The sequence below is a fragment of the Cupriavidus sp. JZ107 genome (assembly GCF_053903255.1).
In genome coordinates this window covers 757312-775473 of record NZ_CP096480.1, presented here as the reverse complement: position 1 = coordinate 775473, position 18162 = coordinate 757312, and the positions used below count along the sequence as shown (strand labels likewise).

Here is an 18162-nt window from a genome sequence, read left to right as displayed (position 1 = left end):
GGCCTTTGTCCGACAGCCCGCGGACGCGGGAGAGGGCCGCGCTCAGCCGCGCCGCAGCGCCGCCGCTTGTTCGGCCAGCGCGCGGATGCGCGCCCAGTCGCCGCTGGCGACCGCGTCCTTGGGCACGACCCAGGAGCCGCCGACGCAGACGACGTTCGGCAGGGCCAGATAGCCCGGCGCACGCGCCGCGTCGATGCCTCCGGTCGGGCAGAAGCGCAGCCGCGGAAGCGGCCCGTTCAGCGACTTCAGCATCGGCATGCCGCCGGCGGCCTCGGCCGGGAAGAACTTCAGGAAGGTAAAGCCGGCTTCGAGCGCGGCCATCGCCTCGCTGGCGGTGGCCACGCCGGGCAACAGCGATATGCCGGCATCGCGCGCGCCTTCGGCAAGCCGCGGCGTCAGCCCGGGCGACACCGCGAACTGCGCGCCGGCATCGCGCACCGCATGCAGCTGCGCGGCGTCGAGCACGGTACCGGCGCCGACGATGGCCTGCGGCAACGCGGCGGCGACCGCGCGCATCGCCTCGAGCGCGACCGGCGTACGCAGCGTGATTTCGAGCACCGGCAGGCCGCCGGCGACCAGCGCCTCGGAGACGCGCAGCGCCTCGTCGACGGCGTGGAATTCGAGTACGGGGATGACCGGCACGCCGGCCAGGCGGTCGATCAGCGAAGGAGATTGGCTGGGCATGGCGTTATCGGGAAGGAAATCGGTACGGGTTGAAAGGAAGCGTCGTCGCGCGCAAGGACTCGACAGGCCGACCTGAAGCGCGGACCGGCGCCATCATCGGATCACCGAGACGGATTCGGCCAGCCGCGCCAGCACCGTGTCCGCCGACGGAATCGGCGCGACCGCGCCATAGCCGGTGGTCGACAGCGCGGCGGCCACGTTGGCATAGCGGGCCGCCTCGAAGGGATCGTCGCCGGCCGCCAGCCGGGCGATGAAGCTGCCGCCGAAGCAATCGCCGGCGCCGGTCGCGTCGAGCGGCTGCACCGGATAGGCGGGCACCAGCGCGCGCGCATCGGGGGTCGCCACATAGGCGCCCTCCTCGCCCAGCTTGAGCGCGACCAGTTTGACGCCGCAGCCGAGCAGATGGTCGACGATCGCGTCGCGGTCGTCGAGCCCGGTCAGCACCGTGACATCGTCCCAGCTCGGCAGGCAGATATCGGTCAGGCCAAGCGCCTCGCGCATGATGCCGCGCGCGCGGGCCAGCGACCACAGCCGCAGCCGCAGATTGGTATCGAGCGAGACCTTGACGCCGGCCTTGCGCGCCAGCTCCATCGCCGCGAGCCCGGCGTCGCAGGCGCTGTTGCTGATCGCCAGGCTGATGCCCGACAGATGCAGATAGCGCGCTTCGGCGATCGCCTGCTGCGGCAGGTCGTCATGGCTGTAGCAGCTCGCCGCCGAGCCGGCGCGCAGATAGTCGAAGCGATGGCCGTGGTTGTCGTGGCTGACGAAGTAGACGCCGGTCGGCGCCCGCGGATCGGTGCGGACATGGCGGGTATCGACACGCTCCTGTGTCCACAGCGCCAGCAGCCGCTCGCCGAAGCTGTCGGCGCCCACCGCGCTGATGAAGCCGGTCTGCGCGCCCTGCCGCGCGGCAGCGATGCAGAAGTTCGAGGTATCGCCGCCGAAGCCCTGCAGATAGCGCTCGGGCGCGTCGGGCTGCTGGTTGAACTCGACCAGCGCTTCGCCGAAGGCCAGGATATCGATGCTCATGGTGCGATCGCCGATAGGGAAGAAGAAGACCAGAGAAGCGGGATGCCGTCAGAAAAAGGTCTGCACGATATCGACCACGCGCAGCTCGTCGTCCAGCACCGGGATATGCCGCCACTTGTCGAAGGTCAGGCAAGGGTGCGAGATATCGAAGGCGATCATGTCGCCGACCCGCACGTCATCGCCCGGCGCGATCCGCACGTAAGCGTGCTGGTCCATCATGCCGGTCACTTCCCAATGGGACGGCGCATCGGCCGGTGCGGTTCCCCGCGCGTGGGCCGGCGCGCTTGCCGGCGCGCTTGCCGGCGCATTTGCCGACCCCGGGCGGAAGTGCCGCGCCGGAATCGGCATGCCGGCATCGAAGGCCGCATCGCGCTTGCCCATGCCGACGATCGCGCGGTCCGGCTCGGGGATCGACTGCACATAGGCCCACAGCTGCAGGGCGGGCAGCAGGCCCTCCCGCATCTTCTGCGCCACCGGGTTGCTCGCCAGGATGCGCTGCTGCGCCTGCCGGTAGATGCCGACGTCGTGCGTCAGATAGCAGCCGGGCCGCAGCACGACATCGATCGGCGCGCCGATGTCGGCGCCGGCGAATTCCTCGGCCACCACGTCGTACCAGGCCGAGCCCGCGCCGGACAGCACCACCGGGCGGGGTTCCGAACCCGAGCCGAAGCGGCCCTGCCCGGCCAGTTCGCGGGTGATCGCGACGGTGCGGCGCAGGAAGGCGCGGATATCGGCCTCGTGCTGCAGCACGCCCTCGTAGATTTCCACGCCCGCCAGCGTCAGCGCGTCGGTCCAGCGGTCCAGCGCGTCCAGCACCTGCTGCTGTTGCGCGGCATCGCGCACGCCGGTGCGCCCGCCCTCGACGCCCAGCTCGAGCAGCACCTGCAGGCGCTGGCCGCGGGCGCGAAAGAAGCCGCCGAGCTGGTCGACCAGTTCGGCCGAATCGACCAGGCAGAAGAATTCGAAATCGGGATCGCGCAGCAGGTCGGCGACGATCTCCATATTGCGCCGCCCCACCAGCTGGTTGGCCATCAGCACGCGCCTGACCCCGTGCGCATGGGCGGCGGCGGTCTGCTGCGCGGTGGCCAGCGTGATACCCCAGGCGCCGGCCTCGAGCTGCCTGGCGAACAGCTTGGGCGCCATCGTGGTCTTGCCGTGCGGTGCGAGCTTCACGCCGTATTCGTCCATGAACCGGCGCATCCAGGCGAGGTTATGCGCCAGCCGGCTTTCGTACAGCACGGCGGCCGGCAGGCTCAGCTCCTCTTCCAGCAGCCGCCAGCCCGTTGCGGCCTCGGCGGGTGCCAGCGGCGCCTCGAGCTTGCCCAGCGCCTTGTTCAGTGGATCGATGATCCCGCTCTGGTACTTTATATCACGCATGTCCTGATCCGCCTTTCCGCGCATTTCCGTGTATTCCCGCGTGCTGACACGACCCCCGGGCGCCACCTCGAAATTTTCGATTGACGTAATGATAGCGGCGAAATTACGATATTTCACCTTTGTTATAAAGTAACACGCCGCGATGCCGCGCCTCCGCCCGAGGCGAGACGCGCCATCCGGCCCCTTCCGCCAAGCCCATGCCCGCTGCCTTCGACATCCTGACCCGCATCGCCGAGCGCGGCCCGACGCTGCGGCTGGCCGAGCAGAAGGTGGCCCAGGTCATCCTCGAAGACGTCGCCGGCGCGGCCTCGGCCAGCATCAATGCGCTGGCGCGCAAGGCCGGCGTCAGCGAGGCCAGCGTGACGCGCCTGGCCAAGGCGCTGGGCTGCCGCGACGTGCGCGACCTGAAGCTGCGGCTGGCGCGCGCGACCGCGGTCGGCCAACGCTTCCTGCAGCACGAGCCGGGCACCGCCGGCGCCGAAGCGGCCCCGCCCTCGCTGGCCGATCGGCTGCATGGCGACGTGGTCGCGGTGCTCGAGGCCAACCGCCAGCTGATCGACGAGGCCCAGATCGAGCGCGCGGCGCGCCTGTTGCAGGACGCGCGCATGGTCTACGCTTTCGGCATGGGCGGCGGCTCGACCTGGCTGGCCGACGAGGCGCGCTACCGCCTGGCGCGGCTGGGCCGGCCGGTCGCCAGCTATCAGGACGCGGTGCTGCAGCAGATGGTCGCGGCCACGCTGGTCAAGGGCGATGTGGTGCTCGCCTTCTCGGTGAGCGGCAGCGTGCCAGAGATGCTGGCCAGCTGCGATGTCGCGCGCGAATACGGCGCGCGGGTAATCGCGGTGACCGCGCTGGGCTCGCCGCTGGCCGCGCGCGCCGACGTGCTGCTGCCCGTGCGCGCGCTGGAAACCGATTTCATCTTCAAGCCGTCCGCCTCGCGCTATGCGATGTTGCTGGTGCTGGACGTACTGGCCACGCGGCTGGCGCTGCTGCAGCAGGACGACAGCCAGGAACGGCTGCGGCGGCTCAAGTACGTGCTGGACGCGCATCGGGGCAGCGGCGAGCGCGGCAACGCGGCGCTGCGCGACAGCCGTCAGCCGCTCGGAGACTGACCATGGCAGCGAGCCCGGACACCGCCTTCGCCTATGACACGCTGATCCGCGGCGTTACCGTGATCGACGGATCTGGCGCCGCCGCGCGCGTCGCCGATGTCGCGCTGTGCGACGGCCGCATCGCGCGCATCGTCGGCATCGATGCCGACGACGATGGTGGCGCCGAACGGATCGCCACCGATGCCGCGGCCGACGTCGTCGATGCCGCCGGGCTGGTGCTGGCGCCGGGCTTCATCGACGTCCACACGCATGACGACACCAACGTGGTGCGCCAGCCGGAGATGACGCCGAAGCTGTCGCAGGGCGTGACGACCGTGGTGGTCGGCAACTGCGGCATCAGCGCGGCGCCGGTGTCGCTGCGCGGCGATCCGCCCGATCCGATGAACCTGCTGGGCGATGCCGCCGCATTCCGCTACCCCAGCTTCGCGGCCTACGTCGACGCGATCGCGGCCGCGCGGCCCGCGGTCAACGTGGCCGCGCTGGTCGGCCACACCGCGCTGCGCAGCAATCATCTGGACCGGCTCGACCGAGCCGCGAGCGCCCGCGAGATCGCCGCGATGCGCGCGCAATTGCAGGAGGCGCTGGATCACGGCGCGCTCGGCCTGTCGACCGGACTGGCCTACGCCAACGCATTCGCCGCGCCGACCGAGGAAGTGCTGGCGCTGGCCGAGCCGCTGGCGGGCGCCGGCGCGCTGTACGCCACGCATCTGCGCAGCGAATTCGCCGAGATCCTCGACGCGATGGACGAGGCCTTCCGCATCGGCCGCCATGCGCGCGTGCCGGTCGTGATCTCGCACCTCAAATGCGCGGGCGTGGACAACTGGGGCCGCAGCGGCGCGGTGCTGGCCGCGCTCGACGGCGCGCAGCGCTGGCAGCCGGTCGGCTGCGACTGCTATCCCTATACCGCCAGTTCGTCGACGCTGGACCTGAAACAGGTCACCGGCGACTTCGACATCATGGTGACCTGGTCCGAGCCGCATCCCGCCATGGGTGGACGCCTGCTCGCCGATATCGCGGCCGAATGGCAGGTCGACCTGCACGAGGCGGCGCGGCGCCTGCAACCGGCGGGCGCGGTCTATCACTGCATGGAAGACGCCGACGTCGATCGGATCCTCGCCCATCCGGCCACGGTGATCGGCTCGGACGGGCTGCCGAACGATCCGCTGCCGCATCCGCGCCTGTGGGGCGCCTTCCCCCGCGTGCTGGGCCACTACGCGCGCGATCGCGAGCTGTTCCCGCTGACGATGGCGATCGCCAAGATGACCGGCATGTCGGCCGAGCGCTTCGGCCTGGCGGGCCGCGGCTTCGTGCGCGAGGGCCATTGGGCCGACCTGGTGCTGTTCGATGCCGCGACGATTCGCGACGCGGCCACGTTCACCGAGCCGATGCAGCCGGCCGAGGGCATCGCCGCGGTGTGGGTCAACGGCACGCTGTCATGGTCGCAGCGGCGCGCCACCGGCGCGCGCGCCGGGCGTTTCCTGCCGCGCGGCGAACGGGGCCCGGCCGTTGCGGACGCCATCGCGGACACGTAAATCCGCACCATTCCTTCCCCGTTTTTCAAGCTCATCGTTTCCCGTATTCAGTTCGAAGGAGTCTTCATGGATATCCAACGCTTTGGCGTCGAAGGCGGCACCGGCACCGGCGGCCAGCACATGCCGTTCGCGCGCGCGGTCGCGGCCGACGGCTGGCTCTATGTGTCCGGCCAGGTGCCGATGGTCGATGGCGAGGTCGTCGACGGCGGCATCGTCGCGCAGACCCACCAGGCCATCAGCAACGTGCTGGCGATCCTGGCCGAGGCCGGCTACGGCCCCGAGCACGTGGTCCGCTGCGGCGTCTGGCTCGACGACGCGCGCGACTTCGCCTCGTTCAACAAGATCTTCAAGCAGTATTTCGGCGCCAATCCCCCGGCCCGCGCCTGCGTGCAGTCCAGCATGGTGGTCGACTGCAAGGTCGAGATCGACTGCATCGCCTACAAGCGGCCGGGCGGCTGATTCGGCCGCCAAACCGTTTCCATGCGGCCCCGCTGACAGGTCCGCGACCACCCGCTGTCGTTCCCGCGGATGCGGGAATCCAGCGTCTTTGAAAGCCACTGGGTCCCCGCCTCCGCGGGGACGACAGCATTGCTTCCCAACCGGGCCGCGCCAGCGGCCTCTTTCATACCGCCGCGGCGCCGACCGGCCCCGCGCACCCAAGGAGACAACATGGTCCCAGTCACCGGAACCACGCTGTTGCTGTATGCGCTGATCGCCGTGATCGCGCTGGTCGTGCTGATCGCGCGATTCAAGCTGAACCCCTTCATCACGCTGGTGGTAGTCTCGGTCCTGCTGGGCTTCTCGGTCGGCATGCCGATGAACGAGATCGTCAAGTCGTTCGAGGCCGGCGTCGGCGGCACGCTGGGCCATATCGCGCTGGTGGTCGGCCTGGGCACCATGCTCGGCAAGATGATGGCCGAGTCCGGCGGCGCCGAGCGGATCGCGCGCACGCTGATCGCGTTCTTCGGCGAGAAGCACGTGCACTGGGCAATGGCGACGATCGCCTTCATCGTCGGCTTGCCGGTGTTCTTCGAGGTCGGCTTCGTGCTGCTGATCCCGATCGCCTTCAATATCGCGCAGCGCACCGGCACCTCGATGGTCAAGGTCGGCATCCCGATGGTGGCCGGCCTGTCGGTCGTGCACGGCCTGATCCCGCCGCATCCGGCGGCGCTGCTGGCGGTGACCGCCTACGGCGCCGACATCGGCCGCACCATTCTGTATGCGCTGATCGTCGGCATCCCGACCGCGGCGATCGCCGGCCCGATCTTCGCGACGCTGATGGACCGCCATATCAAGCTGCCCGCCGACAACCCGCTGGCCGCGCAGTTCATCGAGGAAGCGGACGACACCGCGCCGGCGCAGGCGCTGCCGGGCTTCGGCATTACCGTGTTCACGATCCTGCTGCCGGTGATCCTGATGCTGATCGGCAGCAGCGCCGACCTGGTGACGACGCCGAAGACCTGGGCCAACGACTTCCTGAAGCTGATCGGCAATTCGGTGATCGCGCTGCTGATCGCCGCGCTGGTCAGCTTCTATACCTTCGGCAAGGCGCGCGGCTTCAATCGCGAGGCGATCCTGCGCTTTACCAACGAATCGGTGGCGCCCACCGCGATCATCACGCTGGTGGTCGGCGCCGGCGGCGGCTTCGGCCGCATCCTGCGCGACTCGGGCATCTCGAACTCGATCGTCGAAGTGGCCACCGGCGCCAACGTGTCGGTGCTGGTGCTGGGCTGGCTGGTCGCCGTGATGATCCGCATCGCGACCGGTTCGGCGACCGTGGCGATGACCACCGCGGCCGGCATCGTCGCGCCGATCGCGGCCAGCGTGCCCGGCACGCGCCCGGAGCTGCTGGTGCTGGCCACCGGCGCCGGGTCGCTGATCCTGTCGCACGTCAACGATGCGGGCTTCTGGCTGGTCAAGGAGTACTTCAACATGACGGTCGCGCAGACCTTCAAGACCTGGACCGTCTGCGAGACGATCATCTCGGTCGTGGCGCTCCTGCTGACGCTGGGTCTGGCGACCGTGATCTGAGCCTGGCGCGGTTGGGCTGGAGCGGCGTCGCGAGATGGGGCGCCGTTGCCCTCTCCCCCGACCCGCGCCGCAATATCCCGCCCCAATGCCAACTCCGCGCGTCTTACCTACAATGGCCGGGAAGTTGCCGGCTCGCCAGGAGACGCCATGCCCATCGATCGTCGCCGCTTCCTTGCCTGTTCCGCCGCGCTGGCGGGCACGCTGACGCCCGCCGTACGCGCCCAGCCCGGTCCCGCTTCCGCGCCGGCTGCGGCAGGCGCGGCCCCACTGCGCCGCGCTATCCCGGGCACGCGCGAAACGCTGCCGGTGATCGGCCTGGGCACCGCCGACACCTTCGACGCGCCGACGCAAGGACTGCAGCAGAGCCCGCTATCCGAGGTGATGTCGCTGCTGCTGCGGATGCCGGGCGCCGTTCTCGATACCGCGCCCAGCTATGGTGCGGCCGAGGCCGTGACCGGTGAATTGTTGCGCCTGCACAATGCCCGCAAGCAGGTCTTCCTCGCCACCAAGATCTCCGCCTCCGCCAGCAGCGCGCCCGCGCAATGGGCGCGCTCGCAGCAGGAGCTGGGCACCGACACCGTCGACCTGCTGCAGGTCCACAACCTGATCGACTGGGAAGAGAACCTGCGTTTCCTGCGCCGGCTGCAGGAACAGGGCAAGACCCGCTATATCGGCGTCACCCACTATCGCGCCGATGCGCACGAGCGGCTCGAGCAGATCGTGCGCAGCGAGAAGATCGATTTCGTGCAGATCAATTATTCGCTGGGGGAGCGCGAGGCCGAACGGCGGCTGCTGCCGCTGTGCCGGCAGCGCGGCATCGGCGTGCTGATCAACCGGCCGTTCCAGGACGGACGGCTGTTCCGTGCGGTGCAAGGCCGGCAGCTGCCGCAGTGGGCCGCCGAACTCGATTGCAACAGCTGGGGCCAGCTGTTCCTCAAATTCATCGTCAGCCATCCGGCGGTGACCGCGGCGATCCCGGCGACTTCCAATCCTCGCCATATGCGCGACAACCTCGGCGCGGCGCTCGGCAGGATGCCCGACGCGAAGCAGCGCGAGCAGATCGCCACGCTGCTGGCGTAGCGTCCCAACCCAGCGCCCCAACCCAGCGCCCCAACGCCGCCGCACCGATACGGCATGCCCGCCGCTCCGCCTCCGCCCACCAGCCCCGGCCGCCTCGGCCCGCTCGGCATCCGCGCGGGCGAACATGCGGCCGTGGTCGCGGCGTTCGCGTTCTTCTTCTGCCTGTTCGCCAGCTATTTCATGCTGCGGCCGGTACGCGAGACGATGGGCATCGCCGGCGGCGTGCAGAACCTCCAATGGCTGTTCACCGCGACCTTCGTCGTGATGCTGGCCGCGATTCCGCTGTACGGGCTGTGCAGCGCGCGGCTGCCGCGCAGGCGCTTCGTGCCGTGGGTCTATGCGTTCTTCATCGCCAATCTGCTGGCCTTCGCGCTCGCCACGCGGGCGCGGCCCGACGATGTCTGGCTGGCGCGGGTGTTCTACGTGTGGCTGTCGGTGTTCAATCTGTTCGTGGTGTCGGTCGCGTGGAGCCTGATGGCGGACGTGTTCCGCCCCGAACAGGCGCGCCGGCTGTTTCCGGTAATCGCCGCCGGCGCGAGCGTCGGCGGGCTGGCCGGGCCGCTGCTGTCGGGATGGCTGGTCGGACCGATCGGGCTGACCGGGCTGATGCTGCTGTCGGCCGTGCTGCTGGCGGCGACGCTGCCGGGCTGTGCCTGGCTGTTCCGCTGGCGCGCGCGGGCCGGGGCCGGGGCCGACGCGGGCAACGGGGCCATCGCACGGGGCGACGGCGCGCCGATTGCCGGCGCCGCCCCTCACCCGCACGCGGCGCGCGACGATCCGCGCAATCCCATCGGCGGCGGCCTGCTCGCCGGGCTGACGCTGATCGCCCGCTCACGCTACCTGCTGGGCATCGCGCTGTTCGTGATCCTGCTGTCGACCGCGAGCACCTTCCTGTACTTCGAACAGGCGCGGCTGGTCGCCGAGACCTTCCCCGACCGCACCGAGCAGACGCGCGTGTTCAGCGCGCTCGACGCGATCGTGCAGGCCGCCACCATCGCGATCCAGCTGTTCTTCTCGGGCCGGGTGGCGCGCCGCTATGGCGTCACCGCGCTGCTGACCGTGGTGCCGCTGGCGGTGGCCTTCGGCTTCGTGCTGCTGGCGATCTGGCCGCTGTTCGGCGTGCTGGCCGGCGTGATGGTGCTGCGCCGCGTCGGCGAGTATGCGCTGGTGCGCCCCGGCCGCGAGATGCTGTTTACCGTGGTCGATGCCGAGACCAAGTACAAGGCCAAGAACGTGATCGACACGATGGTCTATCGCGCCGGCGATGCGGTCAGCGCCTGGGTCAAGACCGGCATCGATGCACTGGCCGGCCATCCGGCGGTCGTCGCCGTGACGGGCGCCGTGCTGGCGCTGGTCTGGGGCTTGCTTGGCTGGTGGCTGGGCCGGCGCCACCAGGGCGCGGCCGGCGATGCGCCGGCGCGCACCGCCAGCACGGCGACGCAGGCCCCGGCCCGCATGCCGGGCCGCTAGCCCTCGCATTCGGCCAAAATGGCGGCATGCGGGGCCAAGCGGACAGGCTCGCCGCGCCGGCCCGATGCCGCAGGCATTACAGTGTCGGCCGAAGCGGGCAATGCCGCGCCGTGCCCGCACGGCCGACCCGTGCCGCCATCGATCGAACCCGGCCACGCGCTCCCCGCGCGCCGCCACCGAAGGAATCCGCCATGAAAACCAAAGCCGCCGTCGCCTGGAACGCAGGCGCCCCGTTGACCATCGAGGAAGTCGATCTGGCCGGCCCGCGCGCCGGCGAGGTGCTGGTCGAGATCAAGGCCACCGGCATCTGCCATACCGACTACTACACGCTGTCGGGCGCGGACCCCGAGGGCATCTTCCCCGCGATCCTGGGCCATGAGGGCGCCGGCGTGGTGACCGACGTGGGCCCGGGCGTGACCTCGCTGAAGCCGGGCGATCATGTGATTCCGCTTTACACGCCCGAATGCCGCCAGTGCAAGTTCTGCCTGTCGCGCAAGACCAACCTGTGCCAGGCGATCCGCGCGACCCAGGGCAAGGGCCTGATGCCGGACGGCACCTCGCGCTTCTCGCTCGACGGCAAGCCGATCTTCCACTACATGGGCACGTCGACCTTCGCCAACCACATCGTGGTGCCGGAGATCGCGCTGGCAAAGATCCGCGACGACGCGCCATTCGACAAGGTCTGCTATATCGGCTGCGGCGTGACCACCGGCGTGGGCGCGGTGCTGTTCACCGCCAAGGTCGAGGCCAGCGCCAACGTGGTGGTGTTCGGCCTGGGCGGCATCGGCCTGAACGTGATCCAGGGCGCGAAGATGGTCGGCGCCGACAAGATCATCGGCGTCGACATCAACCCGAATCGCGAGGCACTGGCGCGCCAGTTCGGCATGACGCATTTCGTCAATCCGAACGACGTCGAGAACGTCGTCGACCAAATCGTGCAGCTGACCGACGGCGGCGCCGATTACTCGTTCGAATGCATCGGCAACACCAAGGTCATGCGCCAGGCGCTGGAGTGCTGCCACAAGGGCTGGGGCAAGTCGATCATCATCGGCGTGGCCGAGGCCGGCGCCGAGATCTCGACCCGCCCGTTCCAGCTGGTGACCGGCCGCGAGTGGAAGGGCTCGGCCTTCGGCGGCGCCCGCGGCCGCACCGACGTGCCGAAGATCGTCGACTGGTACATGGACGGCAAGCTGAACATCGACGACCTGATCACGCATACGCTGCCGCTGGAGCGGATCAACGAGGGCTTCGACCTGATGAAGCGCGGCGAGTCGATCCGTTCGGTGGTGCTGTACTGAAGGCCGGAGGCGCGACGCTCATGCTCGAACTGCTCTCCGAGCACGGCTGCTTCGGCGGCGTGCAGCGCTTCTACCGGCATGCGTCGACCGCGGTCGGCCTGCCGATGCGCTTCTCGGTTTTCCTGCCGCCCGCGGCGCTGGCCGGCGTCGGCACGCCGCGGCCGGCGCTGTTCTACCTGGCCGGCCTGACCTGTACCGAAGAGACCTTCATGATCAAGGGCGGCGCGCAGCGGCTGGCCGCGCAGCTCGGCCTGATCCTGGTCGCGCCCGATACCAGTCCGCGCGACACCGGCATCGCCGGCGAGGCCGACGAGTGGGACTTCGGCGCCGGCGCCGGCTTCTACCTGGACGCGACGCAGGCCCCGTGGCGCGCGCACTGGCGCATGGAAAGCTATGTGGCCGGCGAGCTCTACGATCTGGTGGTCGGCGAGCTGGGCGCCGATCCGCGGCGCATCGGCATCTTCGGCCATTCGATGGGCGGACACGGCGCGCTGGTGCTGGCGCAGCGCCATCGCGAGCGCTTCCGCTCGGTGTCGGCGTTCGCGCCGATCGCCGCGCCGTCGCAATGCCCCTGGGGCGAGAAGGCGTTCGGCCGCTACCTCGGCGAGGATCGCGCGCAATGGCTGCAGTACGATGCCAGCGCGCTGATGCGGGCGCAACCCGCCGCGCCCTTCCCCGGCGGCATCCTGATCGATCAGGGCCTGGCCGACAAGTTCCTTGCCGACCAGCTGCATCCCGAGGCCTTCGAGGCGGCCTGCGCCGCGGTGGGCCAGCCGCTGACGCTGCGGCGCCACCAGGGCTACGACCACGGCTACTACTTCATCGCGACCTGGATGGAGGACCATCTGCGCCATCATGCGGCGCAGTTGCAGGCGCCCTGAAGCGCCGGTCCTTGCGGCGCGGCGCGATCGAGCCTAGGCCGCCGCGCCGAAGCGCTGGCGATAGTCGCGCGGCGTGATGCCCAGATGGCGCAGGAAGGCGCGCCGCAGCGCTTCGTCGGAACCGAAGCCGCTGCGCGCGGCCACCGCCTTCAGCGGCAGCTCGCCCTGCTCCAGCAGGCGGCGCGCCGCTTCGAGCCGCGCCGATTCGATGAAGGCGGTCGGACTGGCGCCGGTCTCGCGCGCGAACACGCGGCGGAAATTGCGCTCGCTCATCGCGGCCCGCGCCGCCATCTCGCTCATCGTGAACGCGCGCGTCAGGTCGCGCAGGATCCAGTCCTGCACCTCGCGCACGCCGGCGTGGCCGGTGGTCTGGCTGGCCAGATGCACGCTGAATTGCGACTGGCCGCCGGGGCGCTTCAGGAAGACCACCAGCTCGCGCGCCAGATCGAGCGCGATCTCCCGCCCCAGATCCTCCTCGACGATGGCCAGCGCCAGGTCGATGCCGGCCGTGACGCCGGCCGAGGTCCACAGCGTGCCCTGGCGCACGAAGATCGCATCGGGATCGACTGCCACCGCGGGATAACGCTGCCGCAGCAGCGGCGCGACGCTCCAGTGCGTGGTCGCGCGCTTGCCGTCGAGCAGGCCGGCGGCGGCCAGGAAGAACGATCCCGAACACAGCGCCACCAGCCGGCCGATGCGCGGCGCCACCGCGCGCGCCCACGGCACGATCTCCTCGGCGTCGCGCAACGCCCCTTCGATATCGCGCGCGCCGACGATCACCGCGGTATCGGGCAGCAGCACCGTGTCGAGCCGCGCGGTGGCCTCCAGCGTCATCAGCGTGTCGGACCGCACCGGGCCGACGCGGGTCGACACGATGCGCGTGCGATAGGCCGGCGGCTGGCCGCGCCGGGCCAGCTGCAGGTTCGCGTAGTCGAACACCGTCATCGGCCCGACCGCCTCCATCGCCTTGAAGCCGGGATAGACGACCAGATCGATCTGATGGGGGGCGGGGGATGGTGGGGGCATGAAACGGCGATCACGGGCGGCCGGCGCGAACGGCTGGCGGCATGGCGGGAAACGAAAGGCCACAGTGTAAACGAGGCAGTGTTTCTGCTTGCAGAGATGCATCTTGATACGCGATCCCCCTCGCGCCAGTTTTCTCCGCTCTGCCGCTTGCGGGAGAGGGGTTGGGGCAGAGGGCAAGCGGCGTTGACAGTGCGACCGCCGTCCCCCTCTCCCCGACCCTCTCCCCGGTGGGGAGAGGGAGAACACATCTGCCTGCCGCAGGCGGGTGAAGGCAGCAACATCGGCCAGCCACACCCGCTTGCTATCATGAACTGCAGACCGTTGCGCCACCGATCCTCCCGATCCCTTGATCACTTCGCTGCGAGCCGCCCGTGCCCCATGAAGTCAGCCTGATCACCACCATCGCCGCCGGCCTCGGTCTGGCGCTCGTCTTCGGCTTCATCTGTGCCCGCCTCGGCGCGCCGGCGCTGGTGGGCTATCTGCTGGCCGGCATCGTGATCGGGCCAGCCACGCCGGGCTTTGTCGCCGACATGGCGCTGGCCGGGCAATTGGCAGAGATCGGCGTGATGCTGCTGATGTTCGGCGTCGGCCTGCACTTCTCGCTGGAGGACCTGCTGTCGGTACGCCGAATCGCGCTCCCGGGGGCGATCGTGCAGATCGCCTTTGCCACCGCGCTGGGGGCCGGGGTGACCACGCTATGGGGCTGGCCGCTCGCCGATGCGCTGGTGTTCGGGCTATGCCTGTCGGTCGCCAGCACCGTGGTGCTGCTGCGCGCCCTCGAGCAGCGCGGCACGCTCGATTCGGTCAACGGCCGCATCGCGGTCGGCTGGCTGGTGGTCGAGGACCTGGTGACGGTGCTGGTGCTGGTGATGCTGCCCGCGCTGGCGGAGGTGCTCGGCACCGTTCCATCGGGCCAGGCCGCCGCGATAGCGGCCGGCGGCAACGGCGCCGTGCCGGCCGCGGACGGCGCCTCGCTGTGGGCGACGCTGGGCGCCACGCTCGGCCGCGTCGCGGTGTTTGTCGCGCTGATGCTGCTGGTGGGCCGGCGCCTGTTTCCGTGGCTGTTGTGGCAGGTCGCGCGCACCGGCTCGAACGAGCTGTTCACGCTGTGCCTGGTGGCCGCCGCGGTCGGCATCGCCTACGGCTCGGCGGTGCTGTTCGGCGTCTCGTTCGCGCTCGGCGCCTTCTTCGCCGGCATGGTGCTGCGCGGCTCGGCACTGAGCCATCGCGCCGCGCAGGAAACGCTGCCGCTGCGCGACGCCTTCTCGGTACTGTTCTTCGTCTCGGTCGGCATGCTGTTCGATCCGCGCGTGCTGCTCGACGCGCCGCTGCAGGTCGCCGTCACGCTGGCCATCGTGATCGTCGGCAAGTCGCTGGCCGCGCTGGCGCTGGTGCTGGTGATGCGCTACCCGCTGAACACCGCGCTGACGGTGTCCGCGAGCCTCGCGCAGATCGGCGAGTTCTCCTTCATCCTCGCCGGGCTCGGCGTCACGCTCGGCATGCTGAGCGCGCAGGGACACAACCTGGTGCTGGCGGCTTCGCTGATCTCGATCGCGCTGAACCCGCTGGTATTTCACGCAGTCGAGCCGCTGCAGCGCTGGATTCGCGCTCGATCGGCGCTGGCGCGCAAGCTCGAGCGCAGCGCCGACCCGCTGGCCGAGCTGCCCGCCACGGTCGACCAGGCGCTGCTGACGCGGCAGGTCGTGCTGGTCGGCCATGGCCGCGTCGGACGCCGCATCGCCGCGGCGCTGCGCTCGCACGGGGTACCGGTGGTGGTGGCCGACCAGAACCGCGAGATCGTCGAGGCGCTGCGCGCGCAGGGCGTGCCGGCGGTATCGGGCGATGCAGCCGAACCGTCGGTATTGATCCAGGCCCATATCGCGCGCGCGGGCATGCTGGTGATCGCCACGCCCGATACCGTTGGCGTGCGGCGCATGGCCGAGATCGCGCGCACGTTGAATCCGGGCATTCGCATCCTCGTGCGCACGCACAGCGAGGACGAGGCCGCGCTGCTGCTGCAGGACCGCGTCGGCGAGGTCTTCCTCGGCGAGCACGAACTGGCAACGGCGATGATCGAGCGCGTGTTGCAGAGCGCGCGGCAGGACGCGGCGGCGCACGATGCGAGCGCGAACAGCGACGCCAGCGGCGGCGCAAGCGGCGGCGGCCAGCGCGCCGGCGCGCCGCACTGAAGCGCCCGGTCGGCCGCGACGTCAGTCCGCCGCTGCCTGCATGCCGCGATAGACGCCAGGCCGCAGCCCGGTCCAGCGCCGGAACGCCCGATGGAAGGCGCCAGGCTCGGCAAACCCCATCTCGGCCGCGATCTCGGTGATCGGCAGATCGGTATGGCTCAGCGCCTCGATCGCCAGGTCCCGCCGCAATTCGTCCTTCAGCTGCTGATAGGTGGCGCCCTCCTCCATCAGGCGTCGTCGCAACGACGAAGCGGACAGGTGCAGCGCCGACGCCAGCGCCTCGAAGGTCGGCCACACGTCCGGCCGCGACTGCCGCAGCAGCCGGCGCACGCGCGCCACCACGCTGCTGCGGTCCGAATACTTGACCACCACGTTGTGCGGCGCGTCGCGCAGGAACGCCTTGACGCTGCGCTCGTCGTGCCGCACGGGATGGTCCAGCCACGCGGCGTCGAAGACCAGCGCGGTGCCGGGCGCGTCGAAGGCGAGCTGGCGCGAATACATGACGCGGTACTCGGCGCTGTAGTCTGGTTCTGGATAGCGGAACGCGGCCAGCCGCACCGGCACGCGCCGCCGCGCCAGCCAGCACATCAGTCCGTGCAGCATGATCAGCAGCGTCTCCTGCGCGAACACGCCGGGCCGGCGGCCCGACGGCTCGGTCAGCACCAGCGCGGCACGCTGCGGCCCGCCGGCGGTGGCATTGCCCTCGTAGCGGCGCAGCAGCTGCACGCCGATATCGTCGAGCAGCACGCCGAAGCCGCGCGCGACCCGATCCAGGCCCTGCCCCAGCGTGCGGCTGCCGGCCACCGCATGGCACAGCAGCGCGAAGCTGCCGGGCTTCATCGCGCGCGAGTCCTGGCCGAAGAACTCGTCGCCCAGCGCCGCCGACACCCCCAGCCACAGCGCCCCGTAGCTGGCCGCCGATACCCGCGCCTGCGGCACCGCCAGCATCGCGGGCGCGATACCGGCGGCGCGCAGCACCGGCTCGGCATCGATGCCGCGCGAGCGCAGGCCGGAGATCGCATGGTGGACGAAGCAGATCGCGACACTACCTTTTTCCATCGGTACGCAGGGCAACAACGGGACGCAACAGCAAAGGCATGGAGACGGTCCGTGGGGTTCGGTGAGGTTCGCTGAATTGACGCGGCCACGGCGACGGTCGTTTCGAGGACACCGCCGGCAGTGGCAAATCAGTTCAGCGCAGTTGACGGATTTTGGCATAGCGCGCGCCGGCATCGGCTTTCTACACTGCCGTCAATCTCGCTCGCCCGACCACACAACGACAGCGCCATGTACAGCGAATACACCGAGCAGCAACGCATGATCCGCGACACCGCGCGCGCCTTCGCCGAGGAACGTCTGAAGCCCAACGCCGCGCAATGGGACCGCAGCGGACAATTGCCCGACGAGATTGTCACGGAGATGGGCGCGCTCGGCCTGCTTGGCATGATCGTGCCCGAGCAATGGGGCGGCACCTATACGGACTACATCGCCTACGCGCTGGCGATCGAGGAGATCGCCGCCGGCTGCGCGGCTTGCGCGACGCTGATGAGCGTGCACAGCTCGGTCGGCTGCGGCCCGATCCTGCACTACGGCACCGAAGCGCAGAAGGATCGCTATCTGCCGGCGCTGGCCAGCGGCGAGCTGATCGGTGCGTTCTGCCTGACCGAGCCGCAGGCCGGCTCGGAGGCCCACAACCTGCGCACACGCGCCCGTCCGGCCGATGACGGCTGGGTGCTGTCCGGCAACAAGCAGTTCGTCACCAACGGCCAACGCGCCGGCATCGCAATCGTCTTTGCCGCGACCGAGCCGGAACGCGGCAAGCGCGGACTGTCGGCCTTCCTGGTGCCGACCGACACGCCGGGTTTCCATGTCCATGCCCCGGAGAAGAAGCTGGGCATCCGCGCCTCGGACACCTGCGCGATCACGCTGGAGGACTGCGTCGTGCCGCACGACGCGCTGCTCGGCGACACCGGCGAGGGCTTGCGCATCGCGCTGTCGAACCTCGAAGGCGGCCGCATCGGCATCGCCGCGCAGGCAATCGGCATCGCGCGCTCGGCCTTCGATGCCGCCTGCCGCTATGCCGGCGAACGCGTGCAGTTCGGCCGTCCGCTGCGCGAGCATGCGCCGATCGCCAACATGCTCGCCGACATGGCGACCGAGCTGAACGCGGCGCGCCTGCTGGTGCATCGTGCCGCGCGCATGCGCAGCGACGGCCAGCCCTGCCTGTCCGAAGCGTCCCAGGCCAAGCTCTATGCGTCCGAGCTGGCCGAACGGGTCTGCTCGAAGGCGCTGCAGATCCACGGCGGCTACGGCTACCTCGAGGACTACCCGGTCGAGCGCCACTACCGGGACGCGCGCATCACGCAGATCTACGAGGGCACCAGCGAGATCCAGCGGATGCTGATCGCGCGCTCGCTGTAGTTCGGGCCCTCGCCCTCCCTTGCGACTTGCCT

The 18162-nt window shown here is 70.1% G+C and carries 15 protein-coding genes; 10 read left to right on the top strand and 5 right to left on the bottom strand.

Features of this window, described 5'->3' with window-relative positions; all coding sequences use genetic code 11:
• Positions 1 to 42: 42 nt before the first annotated feature.
• From M1D55_RS03295 to M1D55_RS03285, 3 genes are all read right to left on the bottom strand, one after another.
• Positions 43 to 684, bottom strand: a complete 642-nt coding sequence (locus tag M1D55_RS03295; protein WP_023264677.1) for a bifunctional 4-hydroxy-2-oxoglutarate aldolase/2-dehydro-3-deoxy-phosphogluconate aldolase — start codon at positions 682 to 684, stop codon at positions 43 to 45.
• A gap of 93 nt (positions 685 to 777) precedes the next feature.
• On the bottom strand, positions 778 to 1713 hold the full coding sequence (locus M1D55_RS03290) for a sugar kinase (protein WP_064575610.1): 936 nt from the start codon (positions 1711 to 1713) through the stop codon (positions 778 to 780).
• 48 nt (positions 1714 to 1761) lie between these two features.
• A complete protein-coding gene (locus M1D55_RS03285; RefSeq protein WP_456281099.1) occupies positions 1762 to 3090 on the bottom strand; it encodes an amino acid deaminase in 1329 nt (442 codons plus the stop codon).
• A gap of 197 nt (positions 3091 to 3287) precedes the next feature.
• Here M1D55_RS03285 and M1D55_RS03280 point away from each other — a divergent pair, with 197 nt between their 5' ends.
• From M1D55_RS03280 to fghA, 8 genes are all read left to right on the top strand, one after another.
• A complete protein-coding gene (locus tag M1D55_RS03280) occupies positions 3288 to 4202 on the top strand; it encodes a MurR/RpiR family transcriptional regulator (protein ID WP_456281098.1) in 915 nt (304 codons plus the stop codon).
• 2 nt (positions 4203 to 4204) lie between these two features.
• On the top strand, positions 4205 to 5734 hold the full coding sequence (locus M1D55_RS03275) for an N-acyl-D-amino-acid deacylase family protein (protein ID WP_456281097.1): 1530 nt from the start codon (positions 4205 to 4207) through the stop codon (positions 5732 to 5734).
• Positions 5735 to 5800: 66 nt separating this feature from the next.
• Positions 5801 to 6193, top strand: a complete 393-nt coding sequence (locus M1D55_RS03270; RefSeq protein WP_053823699.1) for a RidA family protein — start codon at positions 5801 to 5803, stop codon at positions 6191 to 6193.
• 210 nt (positions 6194 to 6403) lie between these two features.
• Complete coding sequence (locus M1D55_RS03265; RefSeq protein WP_023264676.1) at positions 6404 to 7765, top strand: GntP family permease; 1362 nt, start codon at positions 6404 to 6406, stop codon at positions 7763 to 7765.
• 147 nt (positions 7766 to 7912) lie between these two features.
• On the top strand, positions 7913 to 8845 hold the full coding sequence (locus M1D55_RS03260; protein ID WP_456281096.1) for an aldo/keto reductase: 933 nt from the start codon (positions 7913 to 7915) through the stop codon (positions 8843 to 8845).
• A gap of 54 nt (positions 8846 to 8899) precedes the next feature.
• A complete protein-coding gene (locus M1D55_RS03255) occupies positions 8900 to 10315 on the top strand; it encodes an NTP/NDP exchange transporter (RefSeq protein WP_456281095.1) in 1416 nt (471 codons plus the stop codon).
• Positions 10316 to 10506: 191 nt separating this feature from the next.
• Positions 10507 to 11613, top strand: coding sequence for an S-(hydroxymethyl)glutathione dehydrogenase/class III alcohol dehydrogenase (locus tag M1D55_RS03250; protein WP_456281094.1), 1107 nt, complete (start codon positions 10507 to 10509; stop codon positions 11611 to 11613).
• Positions 11614 to 11633: 20 nt separating this feature from the next.
• Complete coding sequence (fghA, locus tag M1D55_RS03245; protein ID WP_006578119.1) at positions 11634 to 12494, top strand: S-formylglutathione hydrolase; 861 nt, start codon at positions 11634 to 11636, stop codon at positions 12492 to 12494.
• Positions 12495 to 12527: 33 nt separating this feature from the next.
• Here the strand turns inward: fghA and M1D55_RS03240 are convergent, their stop codons facing one another.
• Positions 12528 to 13520 carry a GlxA family transcriptional regulator gene (locus tag M1D55_RS03240; protein ID WP_023264392.1) on the bottom strand — a complete coding sequence of 331 codons (993 nt, stop codon included), beginning with the start codon at positions 13518 to 13520 and terminating at the stop codon, positions 12528 to 12530.
• Between the two features lie 371 nt (positions 13521 to 13891).
• On the opposite strand from M1D55_RS03240, the gene M1D55_RS03235 reads away from it, so the two are divergent.
• On the top strand, positions 13892 to 15709 hold the full coding sequence (locus M1D55_RS03235; RefSeq protein WP_232207012.1) for a cation:proton antiporter domain-containing protein: 1818 nt from the start codon (positions 13892 to 13894) through the stop codon (positions 15707 to 15709).
• 21 nt (positions 15710 to 15730) lie between these two features.
• Here M1D55_RS03235 and M1D55_RS03230 read toward each other — a convergent pair whose 3' ends face one another.
• Positions 15731 to 16768 carry an AraC family transcriptional regulator gene (locus M1D55_RS03230; protein WP_006578912.1) on the bottom strand — a complete coding sequence of 346 codons (1038 nt, stop codon included), beginning with the start codon at positions 16766 to 16768 and terminating at the stop codon, positions 15731 to 15733.
• A gap of 228 nt (positions 16769 to 16996) precedes the next feature.
• Here M1D55_RS03230 and M1D55_RS03225 point away from each other — a divergent pair, with 228 nt between their 5' ends.
• Complete coding sequence (locus M1D55_RS03225; RefSeq protein WP_232207013.1) at positions 16997 to 18130, top strand: acyl-CoA dehydrogenase family protein; 1134 nt, start codon at positions 16997 to 16999, stop codon at positions 18128 to 18130.
• Positions 18131 to 18162 lie beyond the last annotated feature (32 nt).

Coding starts and splice junctions, on each gene's coding strand:
- M1D55_RS03295 (WP_023264677.1), bottom strand. CDS start 684: ATGCCCAGCCAATCTCCTTCGCTGATCGACCGCCTGGCCGGCGTGCCG.
- M1D55_RS03290 (WP_064575610.1), bottom strand. CDS start 1,713: ATGAGCATCGATATCCTGGCCTTCGGCGAAGCGCTGGTCGAGTTCAAC.
- M1D55_RS03285 (WP_456281099.1), bottom strand. CDS start 3,090: ATGCGTGATATAAAGTACCAGAGCGGGATCATCGATCCACTGAACAAG.
- M1D55_RS03280 (WP_456281098.1), top strand. CDS start 3,288: ATGCCCGCTGCCTTCGACATCCTGACCCGCATCGCCGAGCGCGGCCCG.
- M1D55_RS03275 (WP_456281097.1), top strand. CDS start 4,205: ATGGCAGCGAGCCCGGACACCGCCTTCGCCTATGACACGCTGATCCGC.
- M1D55_RS03270 (WP_053823699.1), top strand. CDS start 5,801: ATGGATATCCAACGCTTTGGCGTCGAAGGCGGCACCGGCACCGGCGGC.
- M1D55_RS03265 (WP_023264676.1), top strand. CDS start 6,404: ATGGTCCCAGTCACCGGAACCACGCTGTTGCTGTATGCGCTGATCGCC.
- M1D55_RS03260 (WP_456281096.1), top strand. CDS start 7,913: ATGCCCATCGATCGTCGCCGCTTCCTTGCCTGTTCCGCCGCGCTGGCG.
- M1D55_RS03255 (WP_456281095.1), top strand. CDS start 8,900: ATGCCCGCCGCTCCGCCTCCGCCCACCAGCCCCGGCCGCCTCGGCCCG.
- M1D55_RS03250 (WP_456281094.1), top strand. CDS start 10,507: ATGAAAACCAAAGCCGCCGTCGCCTGGAACGCAGGCGCCCCGTTGACC.
- fghA (WP_006578119.1), top strand. CDS start 11,634: ATGCTCGAACTGCTCTCCGAGCACGGCTGCTTCGGCGGCGTGCAGCGC.
- M1D55_RS03240 (WP_023264392.1), bottom strand. CDS start 13,520: ATGCCCCCACCATCCCCCGCCCCCCATCAGATCGATCTGGTCGTCTAT.
- M1D55_RS03230 (WP_006578912.1), bottom strand. CDS start 16,768: ATGGAAAAAGGTAGTGTCGCGATCTGCTTCGTCCACCATGCGATCTCC.
- M1D55_RS03225 (WP_232207013.1), top strand. CDS start 16,997: ATGTACAGCGAATACACCGAGCAGCAACGCATGATCCGCGACACCGCG.